Source organism: Paenibacillus sp. FSL H8-0079, from assembly GCF_037991315.1.
In the GTDB taxonomy this organism is placed as follows: Bacteria; Bacillota; Bacilli; order Paenibacillales; family Paenibacillaceae; genus Paenibacillus.
Genome location: NZ_CP150300.1, coordinates 4,921,232 through 4,940,611 on the forward strand (window position 1 = coordinate 4,921,232; position 19,380 = coordinate 4,940,611).

At 48.2% G+C, this 19,380-nt stretch carries 15 protein-coding genes; 1 reads left to right on the forward strand and 14 read right to left on the reverse strand.

The window, feature by feature from the left end:
* Positions 1–151: 151 nt before the first annotated feature.
* The 6 genes from MHI06_RS22025 to MHI06_RS22050 all read right to left on the reverse strand — a co-directional run bounded on the left by MHI06_RS22025 (position 152) and on the right by MHI06_RS22050 (position 4,746).
* The gene (locus MHI06_RS22025; protein WP_076318750.1) at positions 152–1,135 is read right to left on the reverse strand and encodes a diaminopimelate dehydrogenase; all 984 of its coding nucleotides are present in this window, start codon (positions 1,133–1,135) and stop codon (positions 152–154) included.
* A gap of 206 nt (positions 1,136–1,341) precedes the next feature.
* Positions 1,342–1,923 (reverse strand): hypothetical protein, encoded by a 582-nt coding sequence (locus tag MHI06_RS22030; RefSeq protein WP_340399111.1) that lies wholly within the window; start codon positions 1,921–1,923, stop codon positions 1,342–1,344.
* Between the two features lie 32 nt (positions 1,924–1,955).
* Positions 1,956–2,102, reverse strand: coding sequence for a hypothetical protein (locus MHI06_RS22035; RefSeq protein ID WP_169481334.1), 147 nt, complete (start codon positions 2,100–2,102; stop codon positions 1,956–1,958).
* A 50-nt stretch (positions 2,103–2,152) separates the two neighbouring features.
* Positions 2,153–3,136, reverse strand: coding sequence for an alpha/beta hydrolase (locus MHI06_RS22040; RefSeq protein ID WP_340399112.1), 984 nt, complete (start codon positions 3,134–3,136; stop codon positions 2,153–2,155).
* Positions 3,137–3,323: 187 nt separating this feature from the next.
* Positions 3,324–4,079 carry an exodeoxyribonuclease III gene (locus MHI06_RS22045; protein WP_340399113.1) on the reverse strand — a complete coding sequence of 252 codons (756 nt, stop codon included), beginning with the start codon at positions 4,077–4,079 and terminating at the stop codon, positions 3,324–3,326.
* Between the two features lie 109 nt (positions 4,080–4,188).
* On the reverse strand, positions 4,189–4,746 hold the full coding sequence (locus tag MHI06_RS22050; RefSeq protein ID WP_340399114.1) for a GNAT family protein: 558 nt from the start codon (positions 4,744–4,746) through the stop codon (positions 4,189–4,191).
* A gap of 163 nt (positions 4,747–4,909) precedes the next feature.
* On the opposite strand from MHI06_RS22050, the gene solA reads away from it, so the two are divergent.
* The gene (gene solA / locus MHI06_RS22055; protein WP_340399115.1) at positions 4,910–6,046 is read left to right on the forward strand and encodes an N-methyl-L-tryptophan oxidase; all 1,137 of its coding nucleotides are present in this window, start codon (positions 4,910–4,912) and stop codon (positions 6,044–6,046) included.
* 129 nt (positions 6,047–6,175) lie between these two features.
* Here the strand turns inward: solA and MHI06_RS22060 are convergent, their stop codons facing one another.
* The 8 genes from MHI06_RS22060 to MHI06_RS22095 all read right to left on the reverse strand — a co-directional run bounded on the left by MHI06_RS22060 (position 6,176) and on the right by MHI06_RS22095 (position 19,255).
* Positions 6,176–8,020, reverse strand: a complete 1,845-nt coding sequence (locus tag MHI06_RS22060) for an RICIN domain-containing protein (protein WP_340399116.1) — start codon at positions 8,018–8,020, stop codon at positions 6,176–6,178.
* Between the two features lie 206 nt (positions 8,021–8,226).
* Complete coding sequence (locus MHI06_RS22065; protein ID WP_340399117.1) at positions 8,227–9,561, reverse strand: glycoside hydrolase family 43 protein; 1,335 nt, start codon at positions 9,559–9,561, stop codon at positions 8,227–8,229.
* 389 nt (positions 9,562–9,950) lie between these two features.
* The gene (locus MHI06_RS22070; RefSeq protein WP_340399118.1) at positions 9,951–13,085 is read right to left on the reverse strand and encodes a beta-galactosidase; all 3,135 of its coding nucleotides are present in this window, start codon (positions 13,083–13,085) and stop codon (positions 9,951–9,953) included.
* Between the two features lie 273 nt (positions 13,086–13,358).
* Positions 13,359–14,855, reverse strand: a complete 1,497-nt coding sequence (locus MHI06_RS22075) for a glycoside hydrolase (RefSeq protein ID WP_340399119.1) — start codon at positions 14,853–14,855, stop codon at positions 13,359–13,361.
* Between the two features lie 90 nt (positions 14,856–14,945).
* A complete protein-coding gene (locus tag MHI06_RS22080) occupies positions 14,946–15,791 on the reverse strand; it encodes a carbohydrate ABC transporter permease (RefSeq protein WP_169483178.1) in 846 nt (281 codons plus the stop codon).
* Complete coding sequence (locus MHI06_RS22085) at positions 15,784–16,671, reverse strand: sugar ABC transporter permease (protein ID WP_091013489.1); 888 nt, start codon at positions 16,669–16,671, stop codon at positions 15,784–15,786. The genes MHI06_RS22080 and MHI06_RS22085 overlap by 8 nt, the downstream gene beginning before the upstream one ends.
* A gap of 102 nt (positions 16,672–16,773) precedes the next feature.
* Complete coding sequence (locus MHI06_RS22090; RefSeq protein WP_340399120.1) at positions 16,774–18,045, reverse strand: sugar ABC transporter substrate-binding protein; 1,272 nt, start codon at positions 18,043–18,045, stop codon at positions 16,774–16,776.
* Between the two features lie 181 nt (positions 18,046–18,226).
* Complete coding sequence (locus tag MHI06_RS22095; RefSeq protein ID WP_062835738.1) at positions 18,227–19,255, reverse strand: LacI family DNA-binding transcriptional regulator; 1,029 nt, start codon at positions 19,253–19,255, stop codon at positions 18,227–18,229.
* Positions 19,256–19,380: the final 125 nt, after the last annotated feature.

Genomic DNA, 19,380 nt, shown 5'->3' on the forward strand with positions numbered 1-19,380 from the left:
CCATTTCCGCAAGAGCATGAGCAGGAATATAACCAGCAATGTACCTTGCTAATTCATACGAATGTATGAAACGTATACAGAAAAAAAACAGCTCGTCCTATATATCCAAGGACGAGCTGTTTGTTATACAAATCACAGGAATGAATCAGAATTATAACAAGTCGCGGCGAAGATCTTCAGCCGATTTCGGAGACAAGTGACCGAGCGGAATATCAAATACCGTTTTCGCTCCCTTATGTCCTTCCACGCTCAAGCGTTGCGCTGCTCTCGCATACGCCACAAGTACGCTTGCTGTAAATTCAGGATTGCTGTCGAGTTTCAGACCGAATTCAATAATTTGCTTTTGACCGGCACCTGTAACCCCACTGCGAATCACAAATCCACCATGCGGCATACCTTCATGCTCGGATTTCAATTCTTCTTCGCTAATGAACGTTACTGTTGTATCGTAATCTGCAAAATAGTTAGGCATCGACACAATCGTCTCACGGATCTCATCTTGATTAGCACCATCTTCTGCTACCACATAACATTGACGCAGATGCTTCTCACGTGTAGACAGCTCTGGTGTCTCCCCTGCACGAATGCGATTGATCACCTCTTCAACAGGTACAGTATACTGTACGCCCGCCTTAACGCCTGGAACACGACGAATAGCATCCGAGTGACCTTGGCTCACACCTTTGCCCCAGAACGTGTACTCTTTTCCTTCTGGCAGGATAGACTGTGCAAGCAGACGGTTCATGGAGAACAAACCTGGGTCCCAACCTGTGGAAATGACACTTACGTGACCGCCTTGCTCTGCCGCAGCATTAACTTCCTTGTAGAATTCAGGAATCTTAGCATGTGTATCGAAGCTATCTACCGTATTGAACAACTTGGCGATGGCTGGTGTCTGCTCTGGAAGGTCGGTTGCAGAACCACCACAGAGGATCATAACATCAACCTTGCCTATGTATTGCTCCGCTGCAGAGATATGCTCAAAACGTACTTCTGTGCTTTCAGCGACCATCTGCTCCGGATTACGACGTGTAAACACAGCAATCAGTTCCAGATCCTCGTTCTGGGAAATGGCTTTCTCTACACCTTTACCCAAGTTACCGTAACCAACAATACCCACTCTAATCATGTTCAATCCTCTCCTGTCTTCTTCTATAGTTGTCTATTACTTCTTGTATAATGATATAACATACCATGTAACTTGTCAGGTTTCCAGTTCGAATAAAAAATACCTTACAGCGGTGCAGCAATAATGCGGCTCCGTATGCAAGGTATTATGGCGTTCATTCGTTATTATTGGTAGATAGAAAGTGGGTAAGAACAATGCACCTATTCTTCTGCTTAAGATTCTGTCCAGGTCAACGTCAGTTCAATGACGCCTTCCTGCCCCGCCAATGTTCCACCAATTAGGGACCAGACATCCTGCGTCTCCGGGTCGGTTCCCTGAATAATAATATTTTTGTCATCGATCGTCTGACCTGCATCCGTTAACTTTTTGGCGTTAAAGTAATCTTTATACAGTTGGGATACGGTTTTCATATCTTGTTCAGTGGAGAAAATCACCATGGCTGATTGCTTGCCTTCATTCTCACCGGAGTTAGCTAAACGAATCGTTGCATCTTCCGGTAGGGGGAAGTCACTTGGCAAGTTCTCTGGTAACTCACTGTTTCCAGCAGCGGCTTGCTCACTGCTATCTGAATCTGAGTCGGCTGGCGCAGTCGTACCCTCCGTCTCGGTCACTCCACTTGTTGTTGCTTCGCTCGTTCCTTCATTCGTGGCTTGTTCACCAGTTCCGGAGGAAACTTCGGTATCCACCTTCTCAGTATCACCTGTCGGTTCGTCAGCCGCGCTACTGCAAGCACTTAAGGCCACTACCATCGCCAATGCCGCACAAGCCATTAAAACCTTCTTTTTCTTCATCATCAATAATCACTCCTTCTTCTTAGTTTAATATGCTACTCACGTTCGTACGTCTGGATAACGGGCACCGCATCGACGTTATTCTTGACCCATATGACAGATACAGATAATACACTCAATGACAATAGACAACTGGCTACGAGTATGGACAGGAATCGGGTGACAACTCTAATCTTTTTCATCCATCCCTCCTCCTCATCCTGTTCATCATGTGTTTGCGGAATCATGTTACTCATAGGTCACTGGACGGTGTCACTAATTTCATGATCTCGGCGACGACAATATCCGGCTGACTTTTGTGGATACTGTGTTTCGCGTGTGGAACCGTCAGCTGTGTTCCGTGTCTTGACCATGAAGCAAAATCCGTTTGATCGGTCTGCCATGCCTGACTGTCCTCATCCGACTCCTCCGAACCGGCTGTCAGGATTGTCAAGGGGAAGTCGAACTTCGTTTTGTTCTCAAGCACACACGCTGCATTCGTTCTGGAATTCCGAACCTCATCCATGACATTGTCATTGTACGCATGTCTCAGCGTGGATATCGTGATGGCCTTTTTCATCGTTTCCGTTACCAGTTTCGGGTCAATGACCAGAGATGCCATCATGCGATCCGAGTGCAGCAACGTTCGTGCGATGCCTGTTTTCACCAGAAAACGGGACCAATCCATCATCCATTCTGGTGTATCCAGGTCCGTACGACTGTAATACTCTGGGCTGCCACCATCGATCATGACCATGCCTGCCACCTCATCAGGATACCTTTGTGCAAACCGCAGTGTCTCCAGCGCACCCATGGAGTGACCGACCATGATGTAAGGTGGACGTTGACCGGATGTTCGCAGCAATTGGTGAATCTCTTCCGAGATGGTGTCGACATCACGAGGTTCATCCGTATAATCGCTGTATCCATACCCGAACCGATCATATACCGCAATTTTCACCTGTGATTTCAACTTGTCATATAGCGGACTGAAATCCACATACGGATTGGGCGTACCCCAGCCTGAGGCAAATACCACCGTTACCTCTCCTTTGCCAGCAGTGTAGAGATGCATGTTGCGACCACTCACTTCATAATACTTGCCTGGCGGGGGATAGGACTTCATATCCTGCGTGGATTGATAAGCCTCATACGCCGTTCCCGTCAGCAGCAAAAGCCCTGCGGCGAGCATTATGCCTCCCAGCACTTTCAACCCTTTCCGTAACCCCTTCTTCATCTTCTCTACCCCTTACCCCAAAGGTTCATCTATATATGTATGCTTCAATCGTACCCAAGAAATAGCCGAATTGAAACAATCCCGAGTCCAGTCCTTTCCCCAACCAAAGTCCAGTCTCCCTCCCCTACCTGTGACGTAAAAAAACTGCAAATCTCCGATTAAGGAAACTTGCAGTTCATCTATGCCTTTACAGTTCCAATGTGAGACCCACCGGGCAATGATCACTGCCCATCACATGGCAGTCGATATGCGCATCTGCCACCTTAGGTGCCAATTGATTGGATACGAGAAAATAATCAATGCGCCAGCCCACGTTCCGTTCTCGAACCTTCGGCATATAAGACCACCAGCTGTATACATCCGTACGATCCGGATATAGATGACGGAAGCTGTCCACATAACCAGAAGCAAGCAAATCGGTCATCTTGCCACGCTCTTCAAGCGTAAATCCGGAATTGCCCAGATTGGGCTTCGGATTCTTCAGATCAATCTCCTGATGAGCCACATTCAGGTCACCACAGACGATAACCGGCTTAGTCTGCTCCAATTGCAGGACATATCCCCGGAATCGGTCCTCCCATTCCAGACGATAAGGAAGCCGGGTCAGATCGCGCTTCGCGTTAGGTGTATAGACGTTCACCAGATAAAAATCATCATACTCCAGTGTAATCATCCGACCTTCCGGTTCACTGTCTTCCTCCATCCCGTAACGAACGGACAACGGCTTGATGCGGCTAAATATAGCCGTGCCGGAATAACCTTTTTTGATCGCATAATTCCAATATTGATAAACATCTTCCCCCAGGTCCATCTCAATCTGTCCGGCTTGCAATTTGGTCTCCTGAAGGCAGAAAATGTCCGCCTGACTCTCTTGATAATAATCCATGAATCCTTTGGTCACACATGCCCTTAAGCCATTCACATTCCAGGACACCAGCTTCATATCCTCATCTCCTCACATCTCTCCAATATAGCACGGGCTCATTCAGAGGGACAAGCCTTACGGCTCTGGAATGAGATGGAGTCATTGGAATCCTTGTGGGCTAGCTTGCCTATATTTCACTTCGTAACTTGGAGAACACCGCAAGGTCAATATATCTGCCTTTCTCAAACTCATGCTGCCTCAGTACACCCTCTTGTTGAAAACCAAGCTTGTGCAGCAGGCGGATTGACGACTCGTTCTCCGGTTCAACCTTCGCTTCGATCTTGTTGAGTTGCATGCTCGTGAATCCAAAATGCAGCACAGCATCGGCCACTTCCGTCATAACACCGCGGCCCCAGAAAGAGGAACACAAGTCGTATCCAATCTCTGCACGGTTATGTACATCTTCGTAGTTCAAGAACCCACAGGTTCCGATCACTTTACGAGTTTCACGGTCTTCAATCATCCAGCGTAAACCCGTATGTTCCTTGAAAATCTTCGCATACCAATTCATCTCACCCTGTGCATCCTCAAGGGATTCAAAGGGAGTGAATGGCATATATTGGACCACAGCTTCATCCGAATATAACGCCAACAGATCTTGGCTGTCCCTAGCCTCTGCCGACCGGAGGATGAATCGTTCGGTCTCGATTAGGGGAAACAGGTCAAACGTAAATTGCTCACTCATACGAGGTCTCCTTTGCAGCATTCATAGTAGAAATCATTTTACTATTAATATGTTCTATTAACATCTCTCTCTTCTCTATAAGCTGTTCTATTGACTATTAAAAGTGGGGAGACTACATTATGCTTTAGAGATTAACATTGGAAATAGACTAGGAGGCGGAACCATGACCACAAAATCATATGACGTTATTATCGTTGGAGCCGGCTCCATGGGCATGAGTGCGGGTTATTATCTAGCGCGCAGTGGATGTAAAACTTTACTAATAGATGCCTTTGATCCTCCGCACACGGAAGGAAGCCATCACGGAGATACAAGACTAATGCGCCATGTGTACAGTGGTGGGCCTGACTATATTGCCATGGCAATGCTTGCACAGGAGTTATGGCACGAACTAGAGGAAACAACTGGCGACCAACTGTTTGTTCCTTCTGGTGTATTGAATGTGGTTGATCCGGAGATTCATTCCTTCCACAACCGATTGAGCCATGCAGATGATGCAGGCATTCGGTATGAAACGTTACATGCAGCCGAGGTGATGAAACGCTGGCCAGGTATTACAGTACCTGAACATTACGAGGGTATGTATGAGCCTGATGCGGGTTATTTGTATAGTGAACGCTGCATACGTGCCTTTCGCAAGGCAGGTGAGGATCAAGGTGCCACCTTGTTAACTCACACTCGTGTGGAGCATATCGAATACGAACCACATTCCGTGACAGTTCAGACTTCAAGTGGCGAGACATACCACGCGAATCAAATCATCCTGAGCGCTGGCGCCTGGTTTCAGACATTGAAACCTTTCGTGGATCTCCCCATTCAGGCAGTGCGTAAAACGGTTGGATGGTTTAATGCACCAGAAGCCTTATACGGCGAGGCATACTTCCCCGGTTTTACACTGGCAGGAAAAGAAGGTACATATTATGGATTTCCAAGCATTGGCGGAACAGGACTGAAGATGGGTCGTCATGATACGGGCCAGGTGTGGACACCAGGAAGTACAATGGCTCCTTTTGGTACGGAAGAAACGGACGAGGGGGATCTGCGCAGGCTGCTCGAACTTCATATGCCCCAGGCAGCTGGAGCATTGAAACGTGGTAGTGTGTGCAAGTATGAATTCACTTCGGATGAAGACTTTATTATCGACCGGCACCCTGCCCATGAACGTGTGTGGCTCGCAGGTGGTTTCTCCGGTCACGGCTTCAAGTTCGCAAGTGCCATTGGGCAAATTCTAGCCGACTTGGTGCAAACAGGACATACGGATCAGGATATTGGAAGGTTTGCATTATCACGTTTTCGTTAAGTACCAGCCCTTTGAATGAACCTATGTACGTATAAAATAGCTACTTTCTTAGAGGGTGCAGTGTTGCTTAGAGCACTGCACCTCCAAGAAAGAAGGACACGTAAGAATGTTAATTAAGAATCACTCACACTAATTAACTTTGACAAGGCTCCATTGCTGATTGGCTCCGCCATTGTCGGCCCATTGAATGGTGGAGGCACCGGCGGTCAGAGACCCTTGATTGATATCAACCGTCAGGCCACTGTTTCGATTCGCAAGTACCACATATCCTCCCACATCAATCGGTAGCCATTGCTGATTGTTGCCCCCGTTATCCTGCCACTGGATCAAAGAGGCTCCGCCTTGTGTAGAACTCGAATTCACATCCAGCAAAAGGCCACTGCCCACATTGCGGATTTTGTAATATCCGTTGCCTGTAGATTCCAGCTTCCATTGCTGGTTGGCTGCTCCATTATCATTCCACTGAATGATCGTTGCTCCACCTGTAGTAGAAGCAGCGTTCACATCGAGTGCAAGTCCACTGTTACGGTTGATTAATTTGTAGATGGCCCCGGCTTCATATCCTGTGCTGCCATTATAAGATGCACCGGAAATGACATAGGTTGTGACCGAGTTGGCCTTGGCTGTAGCGGTAAAGGTTTTATTTTGTACCGAAATATTGGTCAGTTGCTGCAACTTCTCTGTTGAAGAGGTCCGATATACTTGAGCAGACGTGCCTGTGTTATTAAAACGACTGAGATCATACGTTACCGCTGTATCCGTCGACTCCGAATTGGTTGTGACCAGCACGACTTTGCCGGAAGCTGTATCATAGGCCGCAAGGGTATTGGCATCACTCATGCCGATAATCTTGTATCCGGGACGAATAAATTTGCTGTAATTGCCCATGACATAATATTTTTGGTTCACGGTGTAGCTGGTCGTTTGCGTATTGTTCAGCACATTCTTGAAGAAGCCCCATCCTTCTGCACTATCCACGGCTTGCCAATACACCCACGCACTCGCGCCCATATTACGAATATCCTTGAGGATGGTACGTGACATCGTAAGTCCACTTGCATCCCCGTCCCCATATTCAGAGGTCCACAGATGTTTGCCCGCAGACGTCGCGGTGTTGCGCAAAGCAGTTCGATTACTTCCGCCATACGTGTGTGTGTTGATCTGACTGATTGCTGATTTCACCGCGGTGCTGTAGCTGTTGAATGATACATTGGTATCATCGATACTATATTCTTCCGGTGCGCTCAACTTTGTGGACAGGCCCTTTGCATTCAACGAAGCTTGTAATTGACTCAGAATCGTGTTCTGCTCCGCCCGGTCAAAGTGCATGCCCTCCTGGTCATTTCCCTGCTTCCACCACGTCGAGATCGGTTCATTCAGTGGAGTTACGCTATCGAATGTGATCCCCCAGTTATCCCGAAAATGCTTCACAACCTCGGTTAGGTAATCCGCAAAATCATCATAATAATCGGGTTTAAGGTTGTTCCCTCCATTGGCCGCACCGGACACACCACCACTGATCGTCATCCAGTAAGGTGCGGAATTCGCAAAGGCTTCGATGACATTCACGCCTTGAGCTTTGGCAGCTTGCAGCATATAACGCTGGTTCGCATCTGCATTCCAGTCATACACGCTGGGAGAAGACTGATAGCCAGGAACGGCTTTGCGATATTCAAGGATATTGGATGATGGATTATCCCCGCCTCCAATGTTGTACCTCAGGATGTTCAGACCAAGTCCGGTATTTGCGTTGAACATTTTCTCCACATACTCATCACGATTGGAATATTCTCCAACCACCTTGCCCCACCATGCGAGAGATGTTCCCCAGCCTTCCATCGTCTGATATTGCTTCGATGGATCGGCAACAGCCGTGTAGGCTCCTGCGGCAGATACCTCTGTGCCCAAATTCAAACTCCCTGTTAGCAGACTTCCTGCCAGCAGCAACGAGCTCATTCGTTTTAACCACTTCATCCGCTTCACTCCTTATGAATTTACACTTGCACTCCGATGTCAGAATAACTTTCCGATCGCTGTTATCCCCAGATTTTTTTATTATTCTTTAAAAGGGAAAATCCGGGGATAAAGGCGCACGCTTCGCTTCTTCAAGTTATTTCTGACCTCTCCGTTATCGTGTAAATAGTTTAACTTATTTATATCTTCTTAAACACGAACACCAATTATTGTGCAACCTCTCGGAAGGTCGCGTCTGACTTATCGAGTGCAGTAACGACAGCTTCCAATTTCAGCACATTATTATAATGTCTCAGGTACAGGTTTGGATTACTAAACGAGGCATACGATGTCCAACTGGCGTTAGCAAGTCCATTTACACGCTTGAACGTGGCATCATTTCGAAACGTAGCGCTGCCGTCATTTTTCACCAGTGTAATGTTGCCATTATTATTGCGCAGGAAATAACCGGGATAATTCATAGACTCAAATGAAATGCCTGTTGCATTCGCCAGACCCGGAACGATGCGGAACTGTGCATCCTCCACAGGACTAACACTCGTATCAATTCTTGCCTGATAGTTGTAATGACGAATGAAGCTGCCCGGCACATTGAATGATTCCAACTTGCGGATATCACCCGGCTGTCCGGACTCTTTCAATACGGTCATATGCCGGACGAGTCCGGTAAGACCCGCAATCTCCTGCTTGGCACCCCAGGTCTGGAAACCGTCAGCAGAGTCGCTGTAATAATATTTTTGTGTCGCATAGCCATCAAAGTAGATTCGCCATGAACCATTATCCAACTGAACAAGCGCCGGACCTTCAACCCAAGAGCCCCAACCTGCCCAGTCCCCTGTGCCTTTAAAGGTATAAGGACCGCTCAGCGAGGTAGATGTCGCATATTCAATGTATTTAGTGGTCTCGTTCTTGGTAAAAGCATGGTAGGTTGATCCTGTCTTCACGATAAAGGTATCGATATAATTGGGAGCAATGCCTGCCAGTTCAGTAGGCGCGGACCATGAGGTAGACGTCAGATTGCTGCCTGAAGCGGTGATGACATAAGGTTTGAAATTCTCATAGTTGCCTGGGGAAAGGGACACGATAATGTTCAGACTGCCGTTGCTGTCTTTGAACCATTCTGGTGCCCAGGTGTGTGCGATTGTGGTAGGTGTGGATAATGTAATGTTACGGACAAACGTCCAGTTCACTTTATCCGGGCTAGAGGCGATACCGACCGTGTTACCTGACCAGTTCGTGGTGTAGACGACGTAATATAGACCATCTGTGTGCTTCATGATGCTGGGATCGCGGATCAGATCGGCCGGAGGTGTATAGGCTGGCCCTTTTAGCAAACCATAGTGTGTCGCATTATAGGATTCGTAGATATACATATTGGACTCACTTGTGTTCGTAAAGGCGGATATCGTATAGACACTTGTCGCTGCTCTGGCTGTATTCGGGAATACCATGGTCAATAGAAGCAATGTTCCGAGCAGAAAAGTCATTATGGCTTTGAAACCGCTGAATCCTCTTGCTCTGTCTTTCCTCTTCGTTAACATCAGGTCAGCTCCTTATGCATGAGTGATGAACATGCCAAAACCTTGTATCTTATTGTCAAAATAAAACAACTTGGGATTCCCCCTGTGAGCAACACCTCTCGGCTGCCTGTTCGAATTCCAATTACATGAAGCATCACTCCCTTCACAGATCATGGATGAACACTTTTATATATGTAAACGGTTACAAATTATTGGGCTATAAGTGTACCTTTGCCCATTGTTCCGACCTAATCACCACAGTTCCCCCATTCCCTTAGCCTAATTCACGAACCCGGGTTATTTCGACTAAGAAAATGAGGTAGTATGACTGTAGTAAAAGGTGAACTTTTCGTTATGTGATGCTATTTTCGAGCCCAATTCATTTCTAGTTGATTATCTCTGCCATGCTTCTACTCCACCGCAACCCACGGATAACGAGATAACGCATCCAATAGGAATCGTACCCGTTCTGGCGTTCTGCCTTCTTCATCGAACAAAAGTAGTTCATTCTCTTCCAGTAGCCAGGCTACTGGAATTTTGTAATCCTCTTGCGGACCAATCTGCCAGTATCGGCCCAGATGATGTCCGTTCAAGTGAATAGTTCCTTTGCTCATTCCCGTCAGGCGAAGCATCAGATTGATCTTATGTTGCTCCGAAACCGTAGGCTTCGCGAAACGCCAGCGGTACCAGACGGGCTGACCGTACGATCCTCTGACTTGAGTATGATTAGATACAGGGTGAGACTTCTCGTTCAATGTAGCACTATGAACCGATCCAGCCGAGGTATTGGCCACTAGATTGGCACTTGAATTGCCACCTTCGGCGATACCATGCTGTGCTACATGCTGGATTGACCCCTGTGCTCCAGGAAGGATCGATTCCTGTCCTACCTCGTATCTCTCCCATTGTTGCGGAAGCAATGCATCTGTCCCTGCCATACGCCAATCCTTCAGTTCTCCCTGACTCGAATATGTGATCAGTTCCAGTCGATTCAATGGTGAACGGCTATACGGCATTTCAAGTGTATTCGTCTCTCCTGGCTTGATGTAGAGGGATATGTCCAGCGTCTGAAAGGCAAACCAGTCCTGATATCCTTCCATCGGAACTTCGATGCCGTTGATACGAAGACCTTTGCTCAAGGCACCCACGAGAGTCGCCCGATCCATGCTATCCAGCGTAAAACTTCTGCTTAGAAGTGTAGCCCCTTGGAGAGAATTCACTTCATCAAGATGAACACTTCCACTCTCCGTACGCCAATCCCGACGAATATCCTGAACTTTACCTCCCAGATAAACAGCACCAGCCAGACCTTTGCTTTCACCCAAATATGGAGAGAAGTTCAATCTGCCCATATGCTGCACCAAAATCTGAAGTGTGTTCTGCCCTTGACATACATGTAACTGTACTCCTGCGGAACCTACCTGACGCACTAATGCCTGCTGAACACCATTAACGATGATTCTGGCAGTATCCTGAATATCCGGCAAAATGAGGTTAGTGATTCCTTCAGTTGGACTTTCGAAGTCGCATTCATACAACAGGTACCCAAAATCTTGTCCATACCGGGAAAAGTCCTCCGGTTGTGCACTCGCCGAGCGCTGCTTCGCAGTTAACGTAATACGTGACAGCTCCGGAGAAGCAGATAACGTTGGCGCAATCGGCGATAGCAATGGAAGCTGCCGCTGTTGTATTCTTGGAACGGACTCCTGACTAGGTTCACTCGGTACAGCTTGTGGAGTGGATGGCGTTGGTGTATTTCGTCCCTCTGGATTCAGCACATCGTACTGTACACCTTTTTCCTCGCCAGCGAGAAACTCATGACCTGTGAACCTCCGTTCTCCATCGGCCCAGTCACCAAGCAGCGTAATTGTGCGATCTGTGTCAGTGATCATGCCCTTGACATGACCAGATGGCAATACATCTACGTCATCGAAGCCGATCGCATAACGAAGTCCTTTCTGGTCTGTTGCTTCCAATCGCCATGTTCGATTCATCGTTTCTTGATCCAGAATGATGAATCGGATCGGTGTGCCGTTTGCTTCCAGTTGGATTATTCCCGGCTCTTGGAAATGGAACAGATCGAAGCGGTATACGTTCCTGGCTGAATCATGTTCGACCAGCACTTGCACTGTGCTACCCGTGACGTTCAATGCCCCTGCTTCCAGTTCAACAACAGAACGCTGCCCCGCAGCGGCCACGATGAACAGGTTCAATTCTCCATTTATCATTTCATTGCCCGTAATCATCGTACCCGCAGTCAGGTAAACATCTTCAGCAATCGGCACGCGATCCAGCAACGGAACAATCTGACCCGGATTCAGCGATACGGGAATAGTACGGCCTTCTTCGAGCGTAATGTGCATCGTCTCGCGTTCATCCTTGTGACTCTCCAGGAACCAAATCTTCTGGTTGTCAGCCTGTCTGCCTCGCACAGACACCCCTTCAGGATGACGTACAACGATCTGTTCTGTGGGAATTTCCTCAGTTTCCATGAGAAATGGCCCAAATGCATGGACGAAATAGGACAAATTCTTGGTTACTGCATATTTCGGTGTCACCCGTCCATATTCGTTCAGCGGTGCATCATAGTCATAGGACGTAATCATAAAGATATCACTGCTACCCATCGTTCTGCCGCCATACCCACCAAAATTCGTGCCTCCATAGAACATGTAGTGACTTATTCCGGTATATCCGGCACGCAGGATTTCCATGATTCGTCTCTCCAGCAAAGGCGCCGTCTTCTGAATGGCCGAAGGCCCTCCCCAGTTCTCGAACCATCCTGTCCAGAATTCCGTGACCATTTTTGGGGTGTCCGGCTGTTTAGCACGAAGTTTCTCATAATGCCCGTCAGCACCCGACCAGAAATTAGCCCCTTCAATCGTGCCTTCCGCCCCGCCAACGCAAGTGATCAGCGTAGCGTCAATGCCACGTTGCAACAATCCATCCCTCAGTGTATTCATATGGTCACTTGCAGCAGCGTCATCCATCAGATACCCGTATTCATTCTCCACCTGCACGAGAATAACCGTACCCCCAGCGGATAGCTGGCGGTCCCGAATAATCGGTACAATCCGGTCAAAATACAAATTCACATAATGCAGATACGTCTCATTATTTTCCCGGAATTTCACGTCGTCCTTCGTACCAAGCCAGTATGGAAAACCGCCAAAATCCCATTCTGCACAGATAAACGGACCCGGACGCGCGATGACCCACATGCCCAGTTCTGCGCACAAATCCAGAAACGCGCCGCAATCGTCGTCCCCTTCAAAGGACCACTGTCCTTCTTCCGGTTCATGCACATTCCACGCAAAGTAAGTATCGATGCAGTTCATGCCTGCCAGCTTCGCCTTCAGCAGAACCTCACGCCATTCCTCCTTCGGCATACGGAAATAATGGATCGTGGCACTATTCAGAAACACACGCTCTCCGTTCAGAAAAAAACTGCGTGCATCGTATGTTAATTCAGATTGAACACCGTTCTCAGCCCTGGCGATGTTCTTCTCCTGTTCCTGGAGCAAAAGGGATGCTTTCTCTGTCAAAGATATCCCCTCCTTCTCTTTATTGATATAAATTGAACTAAAGATTATTTACACTGCACACTTCGATGACAGAACAACCTTCCAATCGCTGTTATCCCCAGATTTTTTGATTCCCTTTTCTCAAAGGGGAAATCCGGGGATAAAGGCGAACGCTCCGCTTCTTCAAGTTATTTCTGTCCTCTTCGTTTCTCTGTGTAAATGATTAGTTCAAAATGATAATGTTCATATTCACGCCAGCACTCAGATGACCGAACAACCATTCAATCGCTGTTATCAGTTCGCCTGCAACGTCACGCCTTCCAGTACAACCGTTGTGATGGAGTTGTCTGCGGTAGGCACTTCAAGTCCGTTGGCATACACCGGAATGTCTTCAAGCTGTTCCATGTTCCGATCCGGTGAAGTCTGATACACCTGAGCGGTGGATGTTTTTCCGTACGCATACCCTTCCGGTTCAAACGCCGTTGTACCCGCTGACAATTCGTTACGAATCACCAGCACCAGTCTCTGACGTTCCGCGTCATAGGCAGCCAGCGTGCGTCCACCATCCGTTGGAATAATCGTCGCGCCTGGACGAATGAACTTTGTAAACTGGGCCATGCCATAGTACTGTTTGGTCATCTCATACTGCTCTTCTCCGTTAAAGTTGGCATGAATGAATCCCCAGTTATTATTGGCGCCTTCATCTTCAACGGCCTGCCAGTATACCCAGGCGGATGGCTGCATGATTTTCAGATCGAACATGACCCGCTCTGCCAGCTCCTGCACCGAGGTCATATCCTCATGACTGTGCGGCTCGCTACCGCCTGTTCCGTATTCGGACATCCACAGCTTCTTGCCCTGGCGTTCTGCCAGCGTGCGCAACTCTTCCATTTTGCTACCATTATAGGAATGGGTATTGATCTGCTGGATCACGTCCAGCGTATCCTGATCATAGAGGTTGAAATTGAACACCGTCTCATCAATGCTGTTATCGTCCGCGGCACTGATGACGGTTCCGTCCAGTCCTTTACTTTGAAGAGAAGCAGCGACTTTCTTGATAATCTCGGCTTGTTTTTCATTGGTAAAATGACTGCCTTCCTGCATATTGCCCTTCTTCCACCAGTCGGAGGAAGGTTCATTAAGCGGATTCAGTGTGCGGAAAGTGATCCCCCACTCGTCCCGATAATGCTTCACGACTTCGGTCAGATAATCGGCAAACGCATCATACTGATCGTCACGCAGATTATTGCTGCCATCCACTGCTCCGGTAACTGATCCACTGATCGTCATCCAGTAAGGTGGTGAATTGGAGAATGCTTCGGCAATGTTCACACCGCGCTCCATCGAACCCTGTAATACAGCACGCTGACCTGCATCAGCCTCCCAGTCCCACTCTCCAGGTTCAGGCTGGAAGCCAGGTACATCCCCACCGGGACGAAGAGCTTTCATCTCCGGATTTTCCTCGCCGCCAATATTGTAACGAACGATGTTCAGACCTAATCCTTTCTCCGGGTCAAAGACCAGATCCATCACTTCACTAACCTTCGCCTGATCCTTCCATCCACCAAGATCGTTGGCCCACCAGGCAAGTGACGTACCCCAGCCTTCAAAATGATTATAGGACTGATCCAGCTTCAGACGTACCGGTTCCCCTTGGAACTCAAGTGTTTTGGATGATTCATTGGCAAAATGATTGATAACAATTCCTCCTCCTGCCAGCAGGGCAATCAGGGCGACACCCATGAGGATATAACTCCGTTTGCCTCTGCTGCGTTGTTCTTTATGCGCCATGGGCTAAACAATCCTTTCTCCATGTACGTTGATTATTCCGTTGATCTTGAACATCAGGTTCAGCACATACAATCACCACAGACACTTCGGTTACTTGATTCCACTGCTTCCGCCGCTAATGTTGGCCTCATAGACATAACGCTGTCCAAACAGATAGACCAGCACCATCGGAATGGTGAGGAAGAGGGATGCGATCATCACAAGGTTCCATGGCGGCATCTGACCACCACCTACCGTAGTCAACAGCTGTACTCCGAGTGCCAGCGGCATTTTCTCCGGGTCATTGATATAGATGAGTGGCCCCATGAAGTTACCCCAGTTGTAGGAGAACGAGAAGATCGCAATGGCAGCCAGAATTGGATACGTCAGTGGCAGTATGATCCTCCAATAGATTCCCGGGTGGCCCATTCCGTCGATCATGGCGGCTTCATCCAGTGATTTCGGAATACTCATGACGAACTGTCGAATCAGGAATACGTTGAATGCCCCAGCGAAGAAGCTCGGCACGATCAGCGGGTAGAATGTATTAATCCAGTCCAGGTGACGGAAGATGATGAACTGCGGTACCATCGTCACCTCACCCGGAATCATCATCGTACTGAGCAAGACAATAAACAGGAAACGGCTTCCTTTCGCTTTAATCCGGGCGAAGCCGTAGGATACGACCGAAGCCGATAATACCGATCCGACAATCGTAAAGACGGTAATGATAACCGAGTTTTTGAGATACGTACCAAGATTGTTATTTGTGAAGATCGTATAGAAGTTCGACCATTGGAACTCCATCGGTACGAAGGTAAAGGCTGACTTGACGGTTGTTGCGTCACTGGCCAGTGCAATGGAGATCATGTACAGGAAAGGTGAAGCAAGCAGCACCCCGACCAGAATCAGAAAAATGTAGGATATCGTCTTCTCCACAGTCGATGGATTACTCATTGGCTTTTCCCTCCTCGTAATGCACCCATAGCGCCGATGAACGGAATACAACCAGTGTCAACGCCATGATGATAATGAATAATACCCACGCAATCGCCGATGCATATCCCATTTTGTAGAATTGGAACGCATTCTGGAACAAGTAGGGAACGACCATCTGGCTTGAATTGTCTGGTCCTCCTGCAGTGACGATGAATACCTGCGCGAAGGTCTGGAGCGCTCCGATCATGCCAGTCACGAGATTGAAGAAAATGACGGGAGTCAGCATGGGGAATGTAATATGGAAGAACGATTGGGTACTTTTCGCTCCATCGATGGCAGCGGCCTCGTAAAATTCCTGCGGTATTCCTTTCATACCTGCAAGCAGTAATACCACACCACCACCCACACCCCATAAGGACATGAGAATCAATGCAGGCTTAACCCAGTTCGGATCAAGAAGCCAGGCAGGACCCTGAATACCAAAGATCGCAAGTGCCTGATTGATCAATCCTTCTGTCGGAGCAAGCAAGTGGATGAAGAGCAATGAACTCGCAACCACCGGAACGACGGAAGGCAGGTAGAACAGAATCCGGAAGAAAGTAATACCTTTGATCTTCTTGTTCAGATAATATGCGATCCAGAGCGAGATGGACATGCCCAGCGGGATCGATATCAGGGCGTAGAAGAACGTATTTCCCACCGCTTTCCAGAAGATCGGGTCATCAGTCAACAGTGTTTTGTAGTTGTCTATACCGATAAATTCAGGGGACTGGAACAGATCCCAGTTCGTGAAGCTCATATAGATGGAAAATAGGATTGGTCCCAGGGTCAGCCCTAGGAATCCGAGCAGCCAAGGCGAGATGAAGATATAGAACCATTTCCCGTCCTTTTTTTTCACATTAAGCCCTCCCATGACGCAGAGAGCAGATGGAATCCGTATTCACGCCGAATTCCACCTGTCCTCCTGTCGATGCTATTTGTACATGTGCAAAAACTCTCTCTATTTGTAGAGTCTTTCCAGCCCACTCTGAATTTCAGTTACCGTATCATCAAGCGAGGCTTTGTTGTTGAAATATACACCCAGCTTATCGTTAATGAGCTTCATCATTTCGTTCCATTGCGGGTTGAACGGTTCTGCATAGATCGTTGATTCACTGAACGCAGCCATGTTGATTTTCTTGCCGCCATATTCGGCATTCAGGAACTCATCACTGGATAGTCCCGCTTTGGTTGCAGGAGCATCTTGACCGGCTTTGACCATTGGCATCTGTGCTTCAGGTGTGGTCAGTCCTTCAATCACTTTGAATGCTTCTTCCTTGTGTTTGGAAGCGTTGGTAATCGTTAACCCGTTAAAGAATGCGTTTGTTTCGCCCCATACCGGAGAGATATCCCAGTTGATGCCTTCCACCTTGGCAAGTGAACCGATGTTCCAGAACCCTGTCGTTTCCATGGCGATCTTGCCTTGTGCGAACAGCGGATCAGCTCCGATATTCCCCATGTCGGCAATTTCGGTTGGCGTTGGTCCCGCACCATGTGTGAAGGTAAGGTCGTTCATGAATTGCAGTGCTTTACGCACAGGCTCTGTATTAAATGTCGGTTTACCGCTCTCATCGAATATCGATCCACCGTTCTGGTAGATCAGTTGCATCCACTGCGGCCACCAGCTGCCTGGGTAGTAACCCCATTGAGTGGTCTTGCCATTCTCCTTGACTGTCAGCTTCTGAGCTGCCGCCATCAGGTCGTCTTGCGTCCAATCTTTGGTTGGGTATTCCACCCCAGCCTTGTCGAACAGATCTTTGTTATAAAAGAGGACCATCGCGCCTGCCCGATCTGGCAAACCGAATTGTTTGCCATCGTATTTCATCAGGTTTGCAATATCATCGGAATAACGCTCGGACATGTTCACATTGTTCGCCTGAATCATGTCATCCAGCGGTATAATCTGATTCTTGGAGGCGTAAGCCTGATAGTTCTCGGCAATCATCATGATGTCCGGCGCTGTTCCCCCGGCGATCATGGTCTGTACTTTCTGGTCATAATCCCCTGCAACCACGTTCAGCTTCACGTTAATATCGGGATACGTCTGTTTCACAATGTCGAGTCGTTCCTGATAAATCTTCTTCTCATCCTCCGAGCCCCAGATCGTCATGCTCAAATCAACCTTGCCACCGGACTCGCCGGAAGAACCGTTGTTACTCCCGCTGCTACAGGCTGTCAGACCCATTACCATGACCAGCATCAATAACGAAATGACCTTAAGACTTCTTCTCATACGTTACGCCCCCTTGATATAATGAATGGATGACTACACTGAAACCCGTTTCATGAAATGGGTTTCATTAAGCTGAAACATAAAACCCGTTCCACTTTATGAAAGGGGTTTCATTCACGCACTCATTATATTTCACCCTTCAAGGAAATGTCAACGCTTTCTTTTCCAATTACAGGGCCCCTTATCTTGCAGCAGGTCCTGTACTTTGACGCACAATTAGCTCCGGTTGCAGAATGATCTGCTTCTTCGGTTTGCCTTGGTTAATCAGCTCATGCAGCACGTCCACAGCCTGTTTGCCAAGCTGATACGTGTTCTGGGATACGGTTGTCAGTTCCGGTATAACGGCACTGGCGAGCGGCGTGTCATCGAAACCCACAATGGATATATCCTTCGGAATCGAGAGCCCATGCTCAATCGTCGACTTGATGGCACCAATCGCCGTGTTGTCATTCACACAGATGACTGCGGTTGGAGGATTGTCACGATCCAGCAGTTTGGACATCTCACGTTTGCCATCGTCGATGGAGAAACTGCCGAGCAGCTGCCGTTCTTTCGGGATTTCGAGCCCATGTTCGCGAAGTTTCTTTTGCACAGCTCTGACCTTGACCATGGTGGTGGATAGCTCTTTCAGACCGCCGACAAAGGCGATATCGCGATGCCCCAGTTCAAGCAAATGCTCAGCTACAAGGGCTGCCCCTGCCCCTTCATCCGTGTATACCCGGTGGAACCCACCTTTGGCAATATTGCCATTGACCAGCACGATCGGCATACGTTTGCCCATATCAATCAATTCCTGAGCCATGTCATCCGGACAGACCTGCATGTTGATTCGCCCGCCGAGAAAAATAATCCCGTCTACCCGCTTCTCTCGCAGGATGGACAAATATTCAGATTCCCTGTTGTAGTCGCCTGCGGTATTACACAGAAAGAAGGTATACCCCAATCCGCGAGCCTCATTCTCCGCACCCCAGAACACTTCCGGGAAAAACGGGTTTGTAATGTCCGGCAGGATGATGGCAATGGTGCCCGTCTCTTTCTTGATCAGACTGCGCGCCTGCGCATTGGGCTGAAACTGGTGTTTTTCAATGATGGACATAATCTTCTCTCGGGTGCTTGCACGCACAGGTGCCGTATCATTCAGTACCCGGGAGACCGTCGCTACAGATACATTTGCTTCTTTGGCGATGTCGTATATGGTGATCGGTGTCATAACGGAACCTTCCTTTTTCTCTAATTTTCCCTATTTTCCCTGCTTATCATACCAGATAAGGAATGCCGATGAAATGGGTTTCATTGAAGGGCGAATGATTCCACACTGAACCCATAGAAATTCCG

Excerpts from the sequence above, each read along its gene's own strand:
- MHI06_RS22030 (WP_340399111.1), bottom strand. The coding sequence starts at position 1,923 with ATGATGAAGAAAAAGAAGGTTTTAATGGCTTGTGCGGCATTGGCGATG.
- MHI06_RS22035 (WP_169481334.1), bottom strand. The coding sequence starts at position 2,102 with ATGAAAAAGATTAGAGTTGTCACCCGATTCCTGTCCATACTCGTAGCC.
- MHI06_RS22040 (WP_340399112.1), bottom strand. The coding sequence starts at position 3,136 with ATGAAGAAGGGGTTACGGAAAGGGTTGAAAGTGCTGGGAGGCATAATG.
- MHI06_RS22045 (WP_340399113.1), bottom strand. The coding sequence starts at position 4,079 with ATGAAGCTGGTGTCCTGGAATGTGAATGGCTTAAGGGCATGTGTGACC.
- MHI06_RS22050 (WP_340399114.1), bottom strand. The coding sequence starts at position 4,746 with ATGAGTGAGCAATTTACGTTTGACCTGTTTCCCCTAATCGAGACCGAA.
- solA (WP_340399115.1), top strand. The coding sequence starts at position 4,910 with ATGACCACAAAATCATATGACGTTATTATCGTTGGAGCCGGCTCCATG.
- MHI06_RS22060 (WP_340399116.1), bottom strand. The coding sequence starts at position 8,020 with ATGAAGTGGTTAAAACGAATGAGCTCGTTGCTGCTGGCAGGAAGTCTG.
- MHI06_RS22065 (WP_340399117.1), bottom strand. The coding sequence starts at position 9,561 with ATGTTAACGAAGAGGAAAGACAGAGCAAGAGGATTCAGCGGTTTCAAA.
- MHI06_RS22075 (WP_340399119.1), bottom strand. The coding sequence starts at position 14,855 with ATGGCGCATAAAGAACAACGCAGCAGAGGCAAACGGAGTTATATCCTC.
- MHI06_RS22080 (WP_169483178.1), bottom strand. The coding sequence starts at position 15,791 with ATGAGTAATCCATCGACTGTGGAGAAGACGATATCCTACATTTTTCTG.
- MHI06_RS22090 (WP_340399120.1), bottom strand. The coding sequence starts at position 18,045 with ATGAGAAGAAGTCTTAAGGTCATTTCGTTATTGATGCTGGTCATGGTA.
- MHI06_RS22095 (WP_062835738.1), bottom strand. The coding sequence starts at position 19,255 with ATGACACCGATCACCATATACGACATCGCCAAAGAAGCAAATGTATCT.